This window comes from Gardnerella sp. c12Ub_1 (genome assembly GCF_055804375.1).
Window position 1 is genome coordinate 1,408,444 of the sequence record NZ_JANUZC010000001.1, and the last position, 16,798, is coordinate 1,425,241.

A 16,798-nucleotide genomic window follows, 5' to 3' on the forward strand; every position below is an offset into this window, starting at 1 on the left:
TAAGCTTGCACCATGCGTTTTGCGCGTAGAACTAGCAGGGGTTTAAAGTTATGTCTGAATCGCAAGAAAATAATATGAGCGTTTTTGAATCCGACGATACTGAACAATTTGAAGTATCGAAAAAACGTGTTAAAGGCAATAAGTCTGCGCTTGTATTGCTTTACTCGTTTATTATTTTCTTAATACTTGTAGTTGCGGCTTTTGTAGGGTCGCAAGCATACTTCCATAACCGTGTTGCTCCTGGAGTGCATTTTGCTGGCAGCAGTGAAGTTTCGGGCGCGCAGATTGAAAAAGTCACAGATGCTGTAAATAGGGCGATTGAAAACACAAAGATTGAGATTAAAGACGATTCTGGAAAAAGCTCTGTTGAAACACTTAAAGACTTATCGGTAAGTGTAGATAAAAGCGCAACTGTGCAAAACGTTATGCGCGCAAAGCACAATAACGTGTTTACAATGCTTATGCCTTGGTTGCAAGAAAACGTTGGGCTTAAAGCCAAGTTAGACAACGAAAGCATGGACGCGTACATTGTTAAAAAGTTTGTTAGCGAAAAAGATAGGGCAATGCCGTATACAGCTAAGTTCGATTCTTCTTCTAACTCTTATGTTGTAGAAGATGGTGTTCCAGGCCGTACGATTATAACTTTGCCAGTTCGTGAGGCAATTAAGCGCGTTCTAGAAAATCCTGGTAAAACAGTAAAAGTTACGGTTGGCTCTCGTAAGGTAGAAGCTCCAATTAAGCGTGATGTAGCGCAGAAAACTGTTGATCAACTCAATAATTTGCTATCTAAAAAAATTACGTTAGATAATGGCGATTCAAAAGATTTTACGCTTTCAAAGGCTGTTTTAGCATCTTGGATTAAGATTGATGCAGATTGTGCAAAAAAGAAGATTTCGTACAAGGTTGATTCGTCTGCTGCCAACGCATGGCTTTCTAAAGAGCTTGCTAAGAATCTTAATCAACAAAAAGTAGACCAAGAAGATACATACAACAAGCAAGGAAAGTTTATATTAACAACGCTTAAGGGTGAAAACGGCATAGAAGTTAAGTATTCTAAAGACTTTGCAAATAAAGTTGTTCAAGCTGTAGAAAAGTCGGCAGATGCAAAGCTTAGTGTTCCAACAAACGTTGTTAAGTTTGGAATCGAAAAAAAGACTGTTGACATGCGCGTTGTTGTTAACAAGTCAAACCAAACAATAAGCGTTTACAAAGACGATCAGCTTCTTAAAACATTCCCAGTTTGCAGTGGCTCAAACGGTTATTACGAAACGCCAAACGGAACGTACTTTATTTACTTGCGCTACCGAGTGCAAGATATGCGCGGATTTAACCGAAACGGCTCTAGGTATTTCTTGCCTGGAATTACTTGGGTTAGCTACTTTAACGGCGGAATCTCATTCCATACAGCTCTTTGGAACAATGTTGGTATATCTCAAGGATATCCTGCAAAGTACGGTTCTCATGGGTGCATAAACATGTATGAGCAAGATGCAAAGTGGGTGTTTGAAAACTGCCCTCGCGGAACAGTTGTGGAAGTTGTTGGAGAACAACCAGATGGACCAGTACGCTAATAAAGCAGCAAATTTGAAGGGCGATTTGCCTGCTGCATCTAGAAGAGTTAGTAGCACTCCGATTCAGGTTCGTGTTACAGAAACGCTGTTTGATGCTCCTTCTAGCGAAGAGCGCTTAGATAAAAAACCTCCGATTGTTCAATTTGCTAGAAAGTTTGCAACGTCTAGCTTTGGACTTTGGGTGCGCATAAGTGGCAAAATCGCTCGGCATTTTGGATGGTTTCCTAGCGTTGAGCCATACATTGGTTACGGTACAGATCGCTACGCGCGCTTGATTTGCCGAACTGTTCTAGCGCCTAAAGCTGGTCATCATTCCGCTTTAAAGCGCGGTATTTACGCGATGCTTGTTGTTCCTGCAATTCGTGTTAAGGTTGCTCTAAGTATTGATAACGTTGCTGTTGAATGGGCGCAAGTTGGCGATTCTTCCGTGTACGATAAGCCAGATTCTGCGTATAACAGTAGCGCAGAATATTGCGTTTCGGATTGTTCGGGTTACTTGGATTTGGTTACCGAAAGGTCGCTTTTGCCAGGCGAACACAAGGTTTCGTACACGGTTGATAATCGCAATGCTGTTGAAGCAAGCATGTTTGTTATATCGGAGCAAACGCCTTTAGGTATTATTTCCGACGTTGACGATACTATTATGGTCACTCAAGCGCCTTCTCCTCTTAGAGCTGCTTACAATTTGCTTATTATGAATCCTGAACATAGGCATGCTGTTGATGGAATGAGTCACTTTTTTAGGCGTATTAAGGATTCAATTCCTAGCACCCCTTTCTTCTACCTTTCCAATTCTCCTTGGAATGTGGAAGCTTCAATTCGACACTTTATTTTGCGCGAAGGTTTTCCTGCAGGACCTCTTCTTCTTAGGGATTTAGACCCGCGTCCTAAGACTTTTGTTCCAACTGGACCACAGCACAAGCTCGAGTTTGCTCAACAGCTTATGGATGATTTTCCAGACATGCGATTTGTTCTTATTGGAGATGACGGTCAAAAAGACCCTTCGACTTATGCAAAAATCATTGAAAAATTCCCCAATCGCGTTCTTGCTGTTGGCATACGTCAGCTTAAAAAAGACGCAACTTTGGTTGATTTCAGGCGAAACATGTCTAAGAATTTTGGTGTGACTCTTGCATCTTCTAGAGTTGCTAAAACTTGCAATGATATTTTTGTTGAAGCTAAGGGTGCAGCTGGTACTTTTGAAGGTGTTCCATTCTTTGCTGCTCAAAATGGCAATTTGCTAGAAGATATTATGATTCCGTTTATTATGGATTCTGTTAATTACAAAGAATGATTTTAATCAAAGACTGATTTTAAGTGTTCTAAGTGTTGTAAGTGTTGTAAGTATTTTAAGTGTTGTAAAGATCATAAAGATTGTAAAGGTTATAAATGGAAGATAGTTCGCTAAAAGTTAGTGATTTTAATACTGTTAAAAAGCCACTTCTTGCAAAACGAGTTGACTACGTTCGTAAGTTTCATAACGATGTATTCGTAGACGAATATGCATGGATGAGTAACACTAAATCCAAGGAGTTGCGCGAGTATATTGATGCTCAAAATGAGTACACTAGCAAACGCGTTTCTAGTTTAGAGACTTTACGTAAACATTTGTTTAGTGAGTTAAAGAGCCGTATTCAAGAAACAGATATGTCGGTTCCAACGCGCATGGACGGCTATTGGTATTACGTTAGAACAGAAGAAGGCAAACAATATGGCGTTCAATGCCGTATGAAAATTAAAAGCGAAGATGATTGGAATCCACCTGTTATAGATGAGCACGCTCATGCTGGTCAAACGCCATGCGAAGAGGTTATTTTTGACGCAAATATAGAAGCTAACCGTTTTAATGGCGGATTCTTTCAGCTTGGTGGAATGGATATTAGCTTAGATGGTAAGCGAATGCTGTTTGGAGTTGACTCTAAGGGCGATGAAAGATTTGACTTTTATATTCGCGATTTTTGCGCGGAGAAAAGTGGCGATTTTGATTGCAAAAATGGCGAAAATATCGAAGAAAATGGTAGCGAAAGTGCCGATTACATCACTCGCTATAACAGTAGTTTTGTAACACTTTCGGATTGCATAAAAGGCATATCTTCTGCGCTTTTAACGCCAGATGGAAAATGGGTTTTCTACGTAACTTTAGATAGTGCTTGGAGGCCATACCAAGTGTTTAGGCATAAGGTTGGAACAAGTGTAGAAAATGACGTTAAAGTTTTTGAAGATTTAGACGAACGCTTTTTTGTTAGCGTGTACGAAAGCTTCGACGAGCGAAGTGTTATTATAAACAGCAGTTCTAAAACCACTTCACGCGTGTTAATGCTGCCTCTAAGCACTCCAGAAGGCGATTTTAGAATGGTTCTTAAGCCTATAGAAAACGTAGAATACGACGTTTCGTTTGCGTGCTTTGAAAATGCTGGGCAAGATGGCAAAGATATTCCACTAATGTTTGTAAGCCACAATCTTAAAAATCCTAATTTTCAAATTGATGTTATAGATTTGCGGAAGCACTCTGCGGATTCAATGCCATTTAACATTGGCGAAGGCATCTGCGTTGCGCAAGGGTCTCCATACGGATGCCAAAATGGCGATTTAATAGAAAAAGGCGCGAGTAAAAAGGCCATTAGTGCGCCGTATTACAACAGCAAAAATCCTAAGATTTTGCAAGGATTGCGCGGCTTGAGCGTAGATGGTTTAAGCGTTTATAAAAATTACGTTGCTCTTTCTTTCCGCGCGAATGGCTTGCCTCAGCTTGCTGTTATGACTAAAAGCAATGCTGTTGAAGATTTTAAGGCAGGCTGCCCATGGAGATTCCGCCTTGTAAAAGAAGACGGGTTTGTAGAAGATTCTTGCGAGTCTGCGGCTTCTTGCGATTCGTTAGTTTCTTGCGATTCTTGCGCAAAAGTCGCAAGCTTCCGTTCCACTAGCGCTCGCAAAGAATTGTCTAAAATAAGTCTTGAACAAGCAAAAAATAGTCGAATCAGCCTTATTGGAGCAACGGGAAATCCGTGTTATGAAGCGCCAAAAATACGTTATTCTTGCTCAAGTTACGCAACTCTTGGAGCGTTAAAAGAACTAGACCCAGCAACAGGTAAAAGTGTTTTACTTAAGCGCGGGAAAATTTTAGGCGATTTTAACGAAAACGACTACGCAGAAAAACGAGTGTGGGTTAAAGTTCGAGACGGCGAGAGCGTGCCAGTTTCGCTAGTTTGGAAAAAAGACGCTGTTGCAAAAACGAACGCAATGTTTATAACCGCTTACGGAGCGTACGAGATTAGCAGCGATCCGTATTTTTCTGTTGCGCGTTTAAGCATGCTAGACAGAGGCGTGCTTTTTGCGCAAGTTCATGTGCGAGGCGGCGGAGAAATGGGTCGCGCGTGGTATGAGAATGGCAGACGGCGCAATAAAAAACACACTTTTGAAGATTTTGTAGATGTTACGCGCGCTTTGCAACAAGCAGGTTATGCTGATGCGAATCAGACTGTTGCAAATGGTGGTTCCGCAGGCGGCCTTCTTATGGGAGCTGTGGCAAATATGGCTCCGCAATGCTACGCAGGAATCGAAGCGGACGTTCCTTTTGTAGACGCGCTTACATCTATGTTAGACGAATCGCTGCCGCTTACTGTTACCGAGTGGGACGAGTGGGGAGATCCGTTGCACAATGCGCAAGATTACGCGTATCTAAAGTCGTATACGCCTTACGAGAATGTGCCTGAGCATATTGAGCAAGGAGATTTTCCAAAGATTCTTATAACGTCTTCGATTAACGACACTCGCGTTCTTGTTACGGAGCCGCTTAAGTGGCTTGCGCGATTGCAAGCGGCTGGAGCGGATGCGATTGCGCGCATTGAAACAGAAGGTGGCCACGGCGGAGGCTCTGGCAGATATAAAAAGTGGGAAGAAGTTTGCTACGAAAACGCGTGGTGTTTAGATGCCATGGGTATTTCGTAGAATATCCTTAAAACACATTGGAGGCTGATTGTGGTAAGAATTAAGCCAGATAAGCCCTATGCGGAAGACCTTCCGTTAACGCATACAGCGTTATTTAAGCAAGTGCCACTAGATCAAGCGAGGGAGCTGCTAGAACACTTGCATGAGTCGGTTTTTTCTAAGGGGCAGGCGATTTTTAACGAAGGAGATACGGATCGCCGCATGTATCTTTTGGAGCGCGGACGCGTTAAGCTTGTTCGTCATTCTAGAGATAATCGTGTGCAATTGCTTAGCATTCACACGCATGGAGAAATTCTTGGGGAGATTCCTGTTTTTGACCCGTATGGTGGGCCGCGCACGGCATCTGCGATTGCTATTACAGATAAAACTCGCGTGCTGTGGCTAGAAAATGAAGTACTTTTTAACTGGTTAGGTCATCATCCGCGAGTTGCTGTAGATATGCTTCAAGTTTTAGCTGCTCGCTTAAGAGCAAACAACGAGCATATTTCTGATCTTGTTTTTATGGACGTTCCAGCAAGATTAGCAAAAACGCTTTTGAACCTTGCTTCTAGATTTGGAGAGCCTGTTAGAGAAGGCGTGCTTGTTCCTCACGATTTAACTCAAGAAGAGCTTGCGCAATTGGTTGGATCTTCTAGAGAAACAGTTAATAAAGCGTTGATGGATTTTGCGCAAAGAGGTTGGATTAAAAGGCACGGAAGGTCGATTATTATTTACGAGCCTGGAATGTTGATTCGCCGAGCAGAAAGATAAATCGTGCAAATCATGCAAATCGTGCAAATCGCGTAAATCTTGTAAATCGCGATTTTTGCGTGCCGCAACGTAGAGGCAAGCCTCTAGAATAGTACGCATGCCTAAAAAGAAATCCCTAACAACTCGTAGAGTACTCGCACTGTTTCTTACGTACATCACTTTGTGTGTTGCAGGTGGTGTAGCTTCTAGTATTCTATTTGTTCCAGGGGTAATGAGCATAAACAGCGTTGTTAAGTCTGTTGTGCCTTCTCTTAGGGTAGATGGTATTGATTTTGACGTTACTGCTTTGCCTCAAAAATCGCGATTATACGCTTCCGATGGCAAAACTGTTATTGCCACTTTTTATGCTCAAAACCGCACTGTTGTGCCGCTTAGGCGAATATCGCAATATATGCAACAAGCAATGGTTGCTCGAGAAGATCGACGATTCTTTGAACATTCTGGCGTAGATGTTCAAGGCGTTATGCGTGCGTTTGTGCAAACGTTTATTAAAAAGTCAGATATGCAAGGTGGTTCTTCCTTAACGCAGCAGTACGTTAAAAACGTTCTTATGATTAAAGCTAGGGAAGATAACGATCCTATATCGGAATATCATGCTGCAGAAAGTACTGTTGCTAGAAAATTGCGAGAAATGCTAATCGCAATTCAAATGGAGAAAAAATACTCAAAGTTAGAGATTTTGCAGGGTTACTTAAACGTTGCGCAATTCGGTAGTAATAATCTTTATGGTGTAGAAACAGCTGCAAAGCGCTACTTTAACACTACTGCAGCAAAGCTTAATCTTGTTCAAGCGGCAACGATTGCATCAATCACAAAAAATCCTTCTAGGTATGATCCTTCTATAGAAGAAAATTGGCCAGAATCGCAAAAGCAAAGGAATATTGTTCTTGATTTAATGCTTAGGCAGAATTTTATAAGCCAAAAAGAGCATGATGATGCTGCAAAAATTCCAATTAAAGATACGCTTAATATTCAGCATGAAGTTGCAAATGTTGGATGCCAAGCTGCTGGAGACGCTGCATTCTTCTGCGATTACGTTACTAAAAAAATATTGAATTCTCGCGAGTTTGGTAAAACCACTGTTGCGCGTCAAAAGCTTCTTAACGAAGGCGGATTAGACATTTACACAACAATGGATATTCTTGCAAACTCTTCTGCAATGGACACAGCTAGGGCTACTGTTCCAATCAACGATCCAAGCGGTTTTGAAGTTTCGATTGCTGCGATTAAGCCTGGAACTGGAGAAGTACTTGGATTTGGAAGCAACCGTATTTACGATGCTACAGATGCAGCAAAATCAGACCCTACGCACACTGCGATTAACTACGCTGTAGACGAGCGAGACGGCGGCGGCTTAGGCTGGCAGATTGGTTCTACGTGGAAGCCAATTAACATTGTTGCTTGGTTGCTTGCTGGAAAGTCGATTAATCAGCCTCTAAGAACAAGCATGCTTTATAACAACACTGATTTTTCTTGTGCAAGGTATCGTGGAATTGGTCGCTGGTCTGTTCAAAACTCTGGTGGCGGTAGTGTTAGCCCAGAAACGCCTTTAATGGGTCTTGTTCATTCTCATAACACTATTCAGGCAGCAATGGGAACCCAGCTTAAGCTTTGTGCTGTTGCGGAGGCAGCTAAAACGTTGGGGTATCACAATTCGCCATTGGGTCAAGAAGATGTGTTTTCTAAGAACTCGTTCAATCCTCCTATGCTGATTGGTGCTGTGCAAGCTTCGCCGCTTACAATGGCAAATGTTTATGCAACAATCGCAGCTGATGGCGTTCAATGCGATCCTATAGCCATTAAGCGTGTAGTAGACAAGAATGGTAAGCGTTTGCGTGTTCCTAGCGCTAATTGCCATCAAGCAATACCAAAGAAGGTTGCTCAAACGGCAGCATACGCTATTAATCAAGGCGTTGTTCAGCCAACTGGTGTTGCGCATATGGCTCAGCTAGAAGGTGGACGAAAAACGTTTACTAAAACTGGTACTAACGAAGAGTTTTACATGGCAACAGCTGGATTTGTGCCAAACAAGGTATCTGCGTTTATTGCGGTTGGAAATGCGGAAGTTCAAAAAAGCTTTAACAACATGCGCATTAATGGCGTCTACCACAGCACATGGTATGGTACCTACATTGCTATGCCTGCTTGGAAAAAGTTTATGGATACGTACCTAAAGGCATCTAACACGCCTATGGATAACGATTACGGAAAGCCAGATCCAAAGTATATGGCTGGCGGAAAAATGCCGTTGACTAGCGAGCAGATGCGCAGGCAATATGAGTTGCAACAACAGCGCGATAGGGAAGAAGAAGCGCGCAGGCAGGCAGCTCAAGAGCAAAGCCAGGGTTCGCAAAGCGATCAGAGTGCGCAAGGTGATCAAAACTCGCAACAAGATGCTGCTACAAACGGACGCTACGCAACGGGCGACGGAAGGCAAGACCAATATTCTGGTGACTCCAGCAGTGGAGATACCTCCAGCTCGTATTCTGGCGGAACTCGTTAGTGTGTTGTTGCTAGTGTGATGTCACTAGTGTGACTCGACTAGAGCGCGTCTACTCCAACAGCATCCTTAACACTATTAAAGCCGTCTTTTCTAAGCATCTTTGCAAGACCGCGCTTTAGCGTTGTAATTTGTTGAGGGCCTCTGTACATAAGAGAAGAAACGAACATAACTAAGTCGGCGCCGTTTCTAATCTTTTGATATGCTTGTTCAGCGGTAAATACTCCGCCGATTCCAGCAATTGCAAAGCGGGATCCAAACTCGCTTCTAGTGCGCTTAATAAGCTCATTGCTTGCGGCAAATGTTGGAGCCCCTGAGATTCCACCTTTCCAATCTGCTGGAATATCTAGTCCATCTCGATTCTTGCGCAAATTTGCAATGCTCACGCCATCAACCTTATGTGCGCTTAAAACGTCTAACAAAGACTTAAATTGAGGCCATCCGCCCTTTAAGTTCAAAGGCATTTTTACAAGAGTTGGCTGAGGTCTGCTTACTTTATCTAAAACACTAAAAAGCTTATCTAAAGCATCTGGATTACTAAAAGGTTCGCCAGCCATAGTGTTTGGGCAAGAAATATTAACCTCAATCATCGAGCTTTTGCCACTTGCGCGCTCCATAGATATGCGATAATCTTCAATGCCTTCGTCTAAATCGCCAACAAGATTATCGTTAGTTCGCGCAATGCTTATAGAAATTTGCATGCTTTTAGCATTCGTCCATGCTTTTTCTACTCTAGGAATCACAAATTCGCTGCCATCGTTTGCAAGACCTGCATGAACAAGAAGTGAATCATATTGCGGAAGCCTATGATACCAAGGTTTAGCGTTTCCTGCACATGGACGAGCGGTTGTGGAGCCAACTGTTTCAAATCCAAAACCAGCGTTGTCTAGAACTGTGCACAAATCGCAGTTTTTATCGAGTCCTGCGCTTAAGCCAAATGGATTCGCAAAATCTACTCCCATAACTTGCGTTTGTAAAATTGGATCTGTGTAGTCAAGCATTTGTCGCAAAAGCCACATTAATCCAGGAATGCGCTCGCTTATTTTGCAAAATGCAATCATGCGGTCGTGTGCTTCGTCTGGCGGAATGTTAAACACTAAGTGCGGCTTAATAATGTGCTTGTAGCTAAAAGTAAAGAGGTCTGTTGCAGCAAGATTCACAGCATTGTGTAAAGAATTTTCAGATACGTAACTCATGATTCAATACTATACGACATTAAGCATTTTGCAATTTTTGGTGCAAAGCGAATCATATAGATAGCGAGCTTATACAGCGCTAACGATTTTCCTATTTGGTATTGCGCGAGGTTTGAGTATTTCTCTCCTCGCAAGTCCCGTCTCTACGCTCCTCTTTTATTGCTCGTAGAGAAATACATCAAACCTTCTGAATATCTAGAACAATTGCGTGTCTTTAATCACCGAGATTCTCGATTTTTCTTGCTGCTTCAGCGAATCACCATTTCATGCTGAGGTTCGCTTCATCCGCTGCGAAAAATCTCGAATCTCTACCTAGCTTGCGCGCCAACCTGCCCGAGCGCTTAAAGCGTAGCGCGCGAAGGCAATTTGGCGCGCTGAGCAGCTCAGCGCAGAAGCACTGCTTCTGCGCTGCGGAGACGTTCGCACGGCTAATCCGTGCGAACGACGACCTGCATTCGCGAATGGTATAGCAGCACAGCTATATTTGTGAGTTATGCCTACTTATGATTTGGGACTAGAACATGTTTCCCTTGAATTTGCAACAAAAACGATTTTCAAAGACGTAACTCAAGGCGTTTTTGAAGGCGACCGCATAGGAATCGTAGGCAAAAACGGAGACGGAAAGTCCACTCTTCTAAAGCTTCTTCAAGGCGCGATTGACCCAGATTCGGGAAGAGTTACGCGCAGAAATGGCCTAACATTTGGCATTTTAAGCCAGCGAGACCCGCTAGACGATAATGCTACGGTTCGCCAAGCTGCATTGGAGAATCGCCAGGATTACGAGTGGGCTGCAGATTCAAAGCAGCGAGAAATTGTGGAGTCTCTTTTGGGCGGAATCAACCTTGAAGCTAAGGTTGGCACGCTTTCTGGAGGACAGCGCAGGCGTGCGGATTTGGCAAGGCTTCTGCTGCATGATTGGGATATTTTGGCTTTGGACGAGCCTACGAATCATCTTGATGTTCTTACAATTCATTGGCTTGCGGAGCATCTTTTGCATAGGTGGCAAGATGGGCAGGGCGCTCTTTTGCTTGTTACACACGATAGATGGTTTTTAGACGAAGTTTGCTCTTCTATGTGGGAAGTTCACGATGGCGCAATCGACCCGTTTGAAGGCGGCTACAGTGCGTACATGATGCAGCGAGTTGAGCGCGAACGCCAGGCGGATGTTCGCGAGGAGCGCAGGCGGAATTTGGCTCGTAAAGAGCTTGCGTGGCTTTCTAGAGGTGCTCGAGCGCGTTCTACAAAGCAAAAATTCCACGTTAAGCAAGCTCGCGAGCTTATAGCAGACGTTCCGCCAATGCGAGATACTCTTGAGCTAAAAAGAATGGCAACTTCTCGTCTTGGTAAGCAAGTTGTTGATTTGATTGACGTTACGCAAATTTTTGAGGATTCATCAAGTCCTGCTGCATCCGATGCGGATATTGTAAAATCGCCATTTTCACAGCCTACGCATGATGGTAGCGTTACGATTTCTGTAGAAGAATCGCAAGTGGAATCGCAAGAATCGCCATTATCGCAAGAAGAATCGCCATTAAAAGAAACATGTGCAGCATTGCAAAAAACGATTAGCGGCCGCATGATTTTAGACAATCAAACGTGGTTAATAGGGCCAGGAGACCGATTCGGCATAGTCGGAGCCAATGGTGCTGGAAAATCAACACTTTTAGGCATAATCGACGGCTCTTTGCATCCGACTAAAGGTCACGTAAATATTGGCAAAACTGTAAAATTTGCCGTTCTATCTCAGCGCTTAGAAGAGCTGGAAAAGCTTGGGAAATATAAGGTAAAAGAGGTTTTGAGCCGATACAAGCCAAGCTACATAATTGACGGCAAAGAAGTGACTCCTGGTCAGCTTATGGAGAGGCTTGGTTTTAAGCCAGAGCAGCTTATGACGCCGATTGCAGACCTTTCGGGTGGTCAAAAGCGCCGCATGCAATTGCTTTTAATTCTTCTAAACGAGCCAAATGTGTTGATAATGGACGAGCCTGGAAACGACTTAGATACAGACATGCTTGCCGTTATGGAAGATTTACTAGACACTTGGCCAGGAACTTTGATTGTTGTGTCTCACGATAGATACTTGCTTGAGCGAGTGACTGATCAGCAATTTGCGTTGATTGACGGCAAGATTCGCCATCTTCCAGGCGGAGTTGATGAGTATTTAAAGATTATGGAAGACTACGAGCGTGCAAATATGCAAGAGTCTAAGGCAGATTTTGCGGCGGAATCTGGGAGTAAGTCGGAGTCAAAGTCGGAGTCTGCAGAAGGTGTTGGATTAGATTCAAATCAAAAGTCAAATCAAAAAGCTGAAGCAAAATTAAGCGGAAAAGCGTATTACGATGCTACAAGAAGAGTTGCGGCAATAGAGCGCAAGCTAGAAAAGCTTGAGGAAGAAAAAAGTGCGATTGAGCAAAAAATGGCAAGCCACGATCCTAGCGATTTTGTTGGCTTGCAAGAGCTTAACGAGAAGTTGCAGGCGAATCAAAGCGAATCTAGCGCGTTAGAAGAAGAGTGGCTTGAGCTTAGCGAGCAGATTTGAATCAAAAGCACCACACTTTTTGCATCGCGATTTTGCTCAAGATTAATGCCACGTGCTAGTTAATGCCGCGTGCTAAATTGTTGAATTATGGCTCAAATTAAGGATATGTTGGAATCTGTAAAACCTATTCGCTTTGATGGCAGAGACGTGGATGAGTTGCGACCAGTAAAAATCACACGCAATTTTACAAACGTGCCAGAAGGCTCCGTTCTTATTGAGTGCGGAAATACGCGCGTTATGTGCACTGCCACTTTTACTATTGGAGTTCCGCGCTGGAGGAGAGACACTGGTTTAGGTTGGGTTACAGCCGAGTACTCAATGCTTCCAAGAGCCACTGCCGAGCGCACTGATCGCGAGTCTGTTAAGGGCAAAATCGGCGGACGCACGCACGAGATTAGTCGCCTTATTGGTCGCTGCCTTAGGGGCGTTATAGACATGAAGGCAATGGGTGAGTGCCTTATTCAAATCGATTGCGATGTTCTTCAAGCAGATGGCGGCACGCGTACAGCTTCGATTACAGGTGCGTATGTTGCTCTTGTAGATGCGCTAAATTGGGCCGAAAAGCACAAGCATATTCGCAGCGCTAAAAACGTTCTTAAAGACTCTGTTTCTGCTGTTTCTGTAGGCGTGATTAATGGCACTCCAATGCTTGATTTGCCTTATGTAGAAGATAGTCAAGCTATGACAGATATGAACGTTGCTATGACTGGTTCGGGCAATTTTATTGAGATTCAAGGCACAGCGGAGCATCGTCCGTTTAATCGCGATGAGCTTAACGTCTTGCTTGATTTGGCATCTAAGGGGAATCGCGAGCTTCAAGCGGCTCAGCGTGCAGTTTTAAGCCAAAATTAAGTTAAGCCAAAATTAAATAAAATTTATGTCTGTTTATTCGATAAATTACTAAGGAGTGGCGAGCGTGAAACTTGTTGTGGCAACGCATAATGAGGGTAAACTCGTTGAAATTAAGCGGATTCTTAACGAAGAGTTTGCGGAAATATCGGAGCATATTGAGCTTGTTACTGCTGGCTCTTTGGGGCTTCCAGACCCAGTGGAAACAGGCGTGACTTTTGAGCAAAACGCGCTAATCAAGGCTAGAGACGTTGCGCAAAGAACTGGATTACCTGCGGTTGCTGACGATTCTGGCTTGATTGTAGACGTTTTGGGCGCGGCTCCAGGAATATTGTCTGCGCGCTGGAGCGGGGTTCATGGAGACGATAATGCCAATAACGCGCTTTTGCTTAAGCAGCTTGAGGATATTCCAGACGAATGCCGAACGGCGCGATTTAGATGCGCGGCGGCTCTTGCTGTTCCTAAAGACTGCGTTGATGCGGATCTGGAAAACGCTATGTGGAAAAACAACGGTTTTGAGACTGTTCGCGTTGGAGAAATGGTTGGGCGCTTGATTCGTGAGCCTAGAGGTTGCAAGGGTTTTGGCTACGATCCGCTTTTTGTGCCAAATAATCAGCCCGTTAGGGATGGTGTTCAAATGCACGATTTAACTAGCGCGCAACTTAATCAGCAAGAAAAAAATGCGATTTCTCATCGCGGCAACGCTTTGAGGGCACTTTTGCCTGAATTAAAAGCTATGTTTATTGAGTAGTTGCGATTTAATTTGCGATTATAGTTGCGATAAACTAACGACTTCAGCTTGCGATTAAACTACAAAATGTGCGCGAGATGGGACTTGAACCCACACGTCGTAAGACACAGGAACCTAAATCCTGCGCGTCTACCATTCCGCCACTCGCGCAAAATCGCCTAAACAGGCAAAAAATGGGTTTTTAAGAGCCACTTGACAGAATCGAACTGTCGACCTTCTCATTACGAGTGAGACGCTCTACCGACTGAGCTAAAGTGGCAACTGCCCGAGAAGCATTCGCGACTCGCGCACAAATCAAATACTATATATGAATATTTCGATTTTGTCTAGTGCGCCGCGCCGTAATGTTCGCATGTGTTCTAGTCAAAGTGTATTTCTGTCCGCTTTTGTGAGTATCTTGGCAATTGGAAGATGTGATGCAAGCACCTTGCTTAAGCTCATTTTTACACTTGTTTACATTATGATTTTTGCTTACGATTCATGATGATTCTGCATTGTGTTTAAGTGTGCCAAAGATTGTGCTTAGACTTAAAACATTTATATAAAACATTTATAAATCATCACATCACTTAATAAAGATGAAAGGACCTAGAAATGGCCATCAATCCACCAGTTGACGCCGTTAAGACCCCAGAATGGGCTGCATTGCAAAAGCACTATGATGAGTTGCAATCCGAAGGCGTGAGCCTGAAGAAGTGGTTTGCCGAAGATGCAAATCGCGTGGATAAGTTGAGCTTCGAAGCTGGAGACCTCCACTTCGATCTTTCTAAGAATTTGATTAAGCCAGAAACGCTTAAGCTTTTCGCAAACCTTGCTAAGGCTGTAAAGCTCGACGAGCGCACTAAGGCAATGTACACTGGCGTGCACATTAACAACACCGAAGATCGCGCAGTATTGCACACCGCTTTGCGTCGCCCAGCAGAAGACGCTGGCAAGTTCATTGTTGACGGTCAAGATACTGTTGCCGACGTTCGCGAAGTTTTGGGTCGCATCTACGACTTTGCAAATAAGGTTCGCTCGGGAGAGTGGAAGGGTGTTACTGGCAAGAACATTAAGACCGTTGTAAACATTGGTATTGGCGGATCTGACTTGGGTCCAGTCATGGTTTACGAAGCCTTAAAGCCATACGCAGATGCTGGCATTAATGCTCGCTACGTTTCCAACATTGATCCAAACGATATGGCAGAAAAGACCAAGGATTTGGATCCAGAAACCACGCTTTTCATTATTGTTTCTAAGACTTTCACCACTTTGGAGACTTTGACTAACGCTCGTAGCGCTCGCACATGGTTGCTTAACAAGCTTCAGGAGAGTGGTGCTATTGACGGCAGCGATGCAAAGAAGGCAGAAGCTGTTGCAAAGCACTTCGTAGCTGTTTCCACCAACCTCGAGAAGGTTGAAGAGTTCGGCATTAACCCAACCAACGCTTTTGGATTCTGGAACTGGGTTGGCGGCCGCTACTCTGTGGATTCCGCTGTTGGCACCTCTTTGGCTGTTGTTTTAGGACCTGAGCGCTTTGAGGAGTTCTTGAAGGGCTTCCACGCAATCGATACCTACTTTGCTGAGACTCCATTCGAGAAGAATGTTGTTGTTCTTCTTGGTATGCTCAACGTTTGGTACCGCAACTTCTACAAGGTTGCTTCCCATGCTGTTCTTCCATACGATCAGTACTTGCATCGCTTCCCAGCGTATTTGCAGCAGCTCACTATGGAATCCAACGGCAAGTCGGTTCGCTGGGATGGCACTCCTGTAACCAGCGAAACTGGCGAAATCTTCTGGGGCGAGCCAGGCACCAATGGCCAGCACGCTTTCTACCAGTTGATTCACCAGGGCACTCAGCTTATTCCAGCTGATTTTATTGCTTTTGTGAACACTCCAAATCCTACTAAGGATGGCGATCAAGATGTTCACGAGCTGTTCTTGGGCAACTATCTTGCACAGACTAAGGCTCTTGCTTTCGGCAAGACTGCAGACGAAGTTCGCGCTGAAGGTACTCCAGAAGAGATTGTTCCAGCTCGCGTATTTAGCGGCAACCGTCCAACCACCTCTATCTTTGGCGATGCTTTGACTCCATTTAGCTTGGGCGAGTTGATTGCTCTCTACGAGCACATCACCTTTGTTGAAGGCACTGTTTGGGGCTTGGATTCCTACGATCAGTGGGGTGTGGAGCTTGGCAAGCAGCTTGCAAAGCAGATTACTCCTGCAATTTCTAAGGATGATAGCGCTTTGGCAGCTCAGGATGCTTCTACGCAGAGCTTGATTCGCTTCTACCGCGCTCATCGCAAGTAAGCGAGCGAGTAGCAATCTTATTTGATTGTTGATTTAAAGCCTCTTGTTGATTAAATTCTTCAAGAGGCTTTTTTATTTTTTGCTCCAACCTGCCTTGCGCTTAAAGCGTAGCGCGAAAAGTCAATTCAAAAATAGGTTGACTTAAGAGTGGTGATAATTTATAATAAGCACGGTCGGTAGGTAAGGCTACCACGGGGATACGGGTTGCTGCCGCAACACAGTGGAGACACTGCAAGTTGGTCAACAGTCGTTGTCGATTTCAAGGCTTCGACTAATGCAACGCCATCGCCCTGCGAAGCTGAAGCTTGAACGACAAGATTAATGTTGATTTCTTTTGATTTGTAAATCACATTGTGTCTTCTTGCTTGCCGTCCGATTCAATGACGATGCGATAGTACGGTTTTG

Annotated in this window: 10 protein-coding genes, 2 tRNA genes and 1 riboswitch; of the genes, 9 read left to right on the plus strand and 3 right to left on the minus strand. The window is 44.0% G+C overall.

Features of this window, described 5'->3' with window-relative positions; translation table 11 throughout:
* Positions 1 to 50: 50 nt before the first annotated feature.
* From NYP65_RS05635 to NYP65_RS05655, 5 genes are all read left to right on the plus strand, one after another.
* Complete coding sequence (locus tag NYP65_RS05635; protein ID WP_004131729.1) at positions 51 to 1,571, plus strand: L,D-transpeptidase; 1,521 nt, start codon at positions 51 to 53, stop codon at positions 1,569 to 1,571.
* Positions 1,555 to 2,865, plus strand: coding sequence for an App1 family protein (locus NYP65_RS05640; protein WP_004131730.1), 1,311 nt, complete (start codon positions 1,555 to 1,557; stop codon positions 2,863 to 2,865). Before NYP65_RS05635 ends, NYP65_RS05640 begins: the two co-directional genes overlap by 17 nt.
* A 95-nt stretch (positions 2,866 to 2,960) precedes the next feature.
* Positions 2,961 to 5,519, plus strand: a complete 2,559-nt coding sequence (locus NYP65_RS05645) for a S9 family peptidase (RefSeq protein WP_116689367.1) — start codon at positions 2,961 to 2,963, stop codon at positions 5,517 to 5,519.
* Positions 5,520 to 5,549: 30 nt separating this feature from the next.
* Positions 5,550 to 6,269: a Crp/Fnr family transcriptional regulator gene (locus NYP65_RS05650; RefSeq protein WP_004131732.1), complete on the plus strand. Its 720-nt coding sequence runs from the start codon at positions 5,550 to 5,552 to the stop codon at positions 6,267 to 6,269.
* 97 nt (positions 6,270 to 6,366) lie between these two features.
* The gene (locus NYP65_RS05655; protein WP_115761525.1) at positions 6,367 to 8,772 is read left to right on the plus strand and encodes a transglycosylase domain-containing protein; all 2,406 of its coding nucleotides are present in this window, start codon (positions 6,367 to 6,369) and stop codon (positions 8,770 to 8,772) included.
* A 38-nt stretch (positions 8,773 to 8,810) separates the two neighbouring features.
* On the opposite strand, the gene NYP65_RS05660 is transcribed toward NYP65_RS05655, so the two are convergent.
* Entirely contained in the window at positions 8,811 to 9,965 is a 1,155-nt protein-coding gene (locus NYP65_RS05660) for a quinone-dependent dihydroorotate dehydrogenase (protein ID WP_115761526.1), read from the minus strand.
* A 493-nt stretch (positions 9,966 to 10,458) separates the two neighbouring features.
* On the opposite strand from NYP65_RS05660, the gene NYP65_RS05665 reads away from it, so the two are divergent.
* The 3 genes from NYP65_RS05665 (at position 10,459) to NYP65_RS05675 (ending at position 14,104) form a co-directional block, all read left to right on the plus strand.
* Entirely contained in the window at positions 10,459 to 12,504 is a 2,046-nt protein-coding gene (locus NYP65_RS05665; protein WP_473410739.1) for an ABC-F family ATP-binding cassette domain-containing protein, read from the plus strand.
* Positions 12,505 to 12,591: 87 nt separating this feature from the next.
* On the plus strand, positions 12,592 to 13,356 hold the full coding sequence (rph, locus tag NYP65_RS05670; RefSeq protein ID WP_473410740.1) for a ribonuclease PH: 765 nt from the start codon (positions 12,592 to 12,594) through the stop codon (positions 13,354 to 13,356).
* A gap of 64 nt (positions 13,357 to 13,420) precedes the next feature.
* A complete protein-coding gene (locus NYP65_RS05675; RefSeq protein ID WP_004133394.1) occupies positions 13,421 to 14,104 on the plus strand; it encodes a non-canonical purine NTP pyrophosphatase in 684 nt (227 codons plus the stop codon).
* A gap of 69 nt (positions 14,105 to 14,173) precedes the next feature.
* Here the strand turns inward: NYP65_RS05675 and NYP65_RS05680 are convergent.
* Positions 14,174 to 14,254: transfer RNA gene (locus NYP65_RS05680), tRNA-Leu, on the minus strand.
* A 36-nt stretch (positions 14,255 to 14,290) separates the two neighbouring features.
* Positions 14,291 to 14,363 (minus strand) — tRNA-Thr (locus NYP65_RS05685).
* A 335-nt stretch (positions 14,364 to 14,698) separates the two neighbouring features.
* Here NYP65_RS05685 and pgi point away from each other — a divergent pair.
* A complete protein-coding gene (pgi, locus tag NYP65_RS05690) occupies positions 14,699 to 16,393 on the plus strand; it encodes a glucose-6-phosphate isomerase (protein ID WP_060785875.1) in 1,695 nt (564 codons plus the stop codon).
* Between the two features lie 165 nt (positions 16,394 to 16,558).
* A riboswitch (M-box (ykoK) riboswitch) is annotated at positions 16,559 to 16,719 on the plus strand.
* Positions 16,720 to 16,798 lie beyond the last annotated feature (79 nt).

Bases quoted from the DNA above. Each gene is read 5' to 3' on its own strand.
- NYP65_RS05640 (WP_004131730.1), top strand. From the start codon at position 1,555: ATGGACCAGTACGCTAATAAAGCAGCAAATTTGAAGGGCGATTTGCCT.
- rph (WP_473410740.1), top strand. From the start codon at position 12,592: ATGGCTCAAATTAAGGATATGTTGGAATCTGTAAAACCTATTCGCTTT.
- NYP65_RS05645 (WP_116689367.1), top strand. From the start codon at position 2,961: ATGGAAGATAGTTCGCTAAAAGTTAGTGATTTTAATACTGTTAAAAAG.
- NYP65_RS05665 (WP_473410739.1), top strand. From the start codon at position 10,459: ATGCCTACTTATGATTTGGGACTAGAACATGTTTCCCTTGAATTTGCA.
- pgi (WP_060785875.1), top strand. From the start codon at position 14,699: ATGGCCATCAATCCACCAGTTGACGCCGTTAAGACCCCAGAATGGGCT.
- NYP65_RS05660 (WP_115761526.1), bottom strand. From the start codon at position 9,965: ATGAGTTACGTATCTGAAAATTCTTTACACAATGCTGTGAATCTTGCT.
- NYP65_RS05655 (WP_115761525.1), top strand. From the start codon at position 6,367: ATGCCTAAAAAGAAATCCCTAACAACTCGTAGAGTACTCGCACTGTTT.
- NYP65_RS05635 (WP_004131729.1), top strand. From the start codon at position 51: ATGTCTGAATCGCAAGAAAATAATATGAGCGTTTTTGAATCCGACGAT.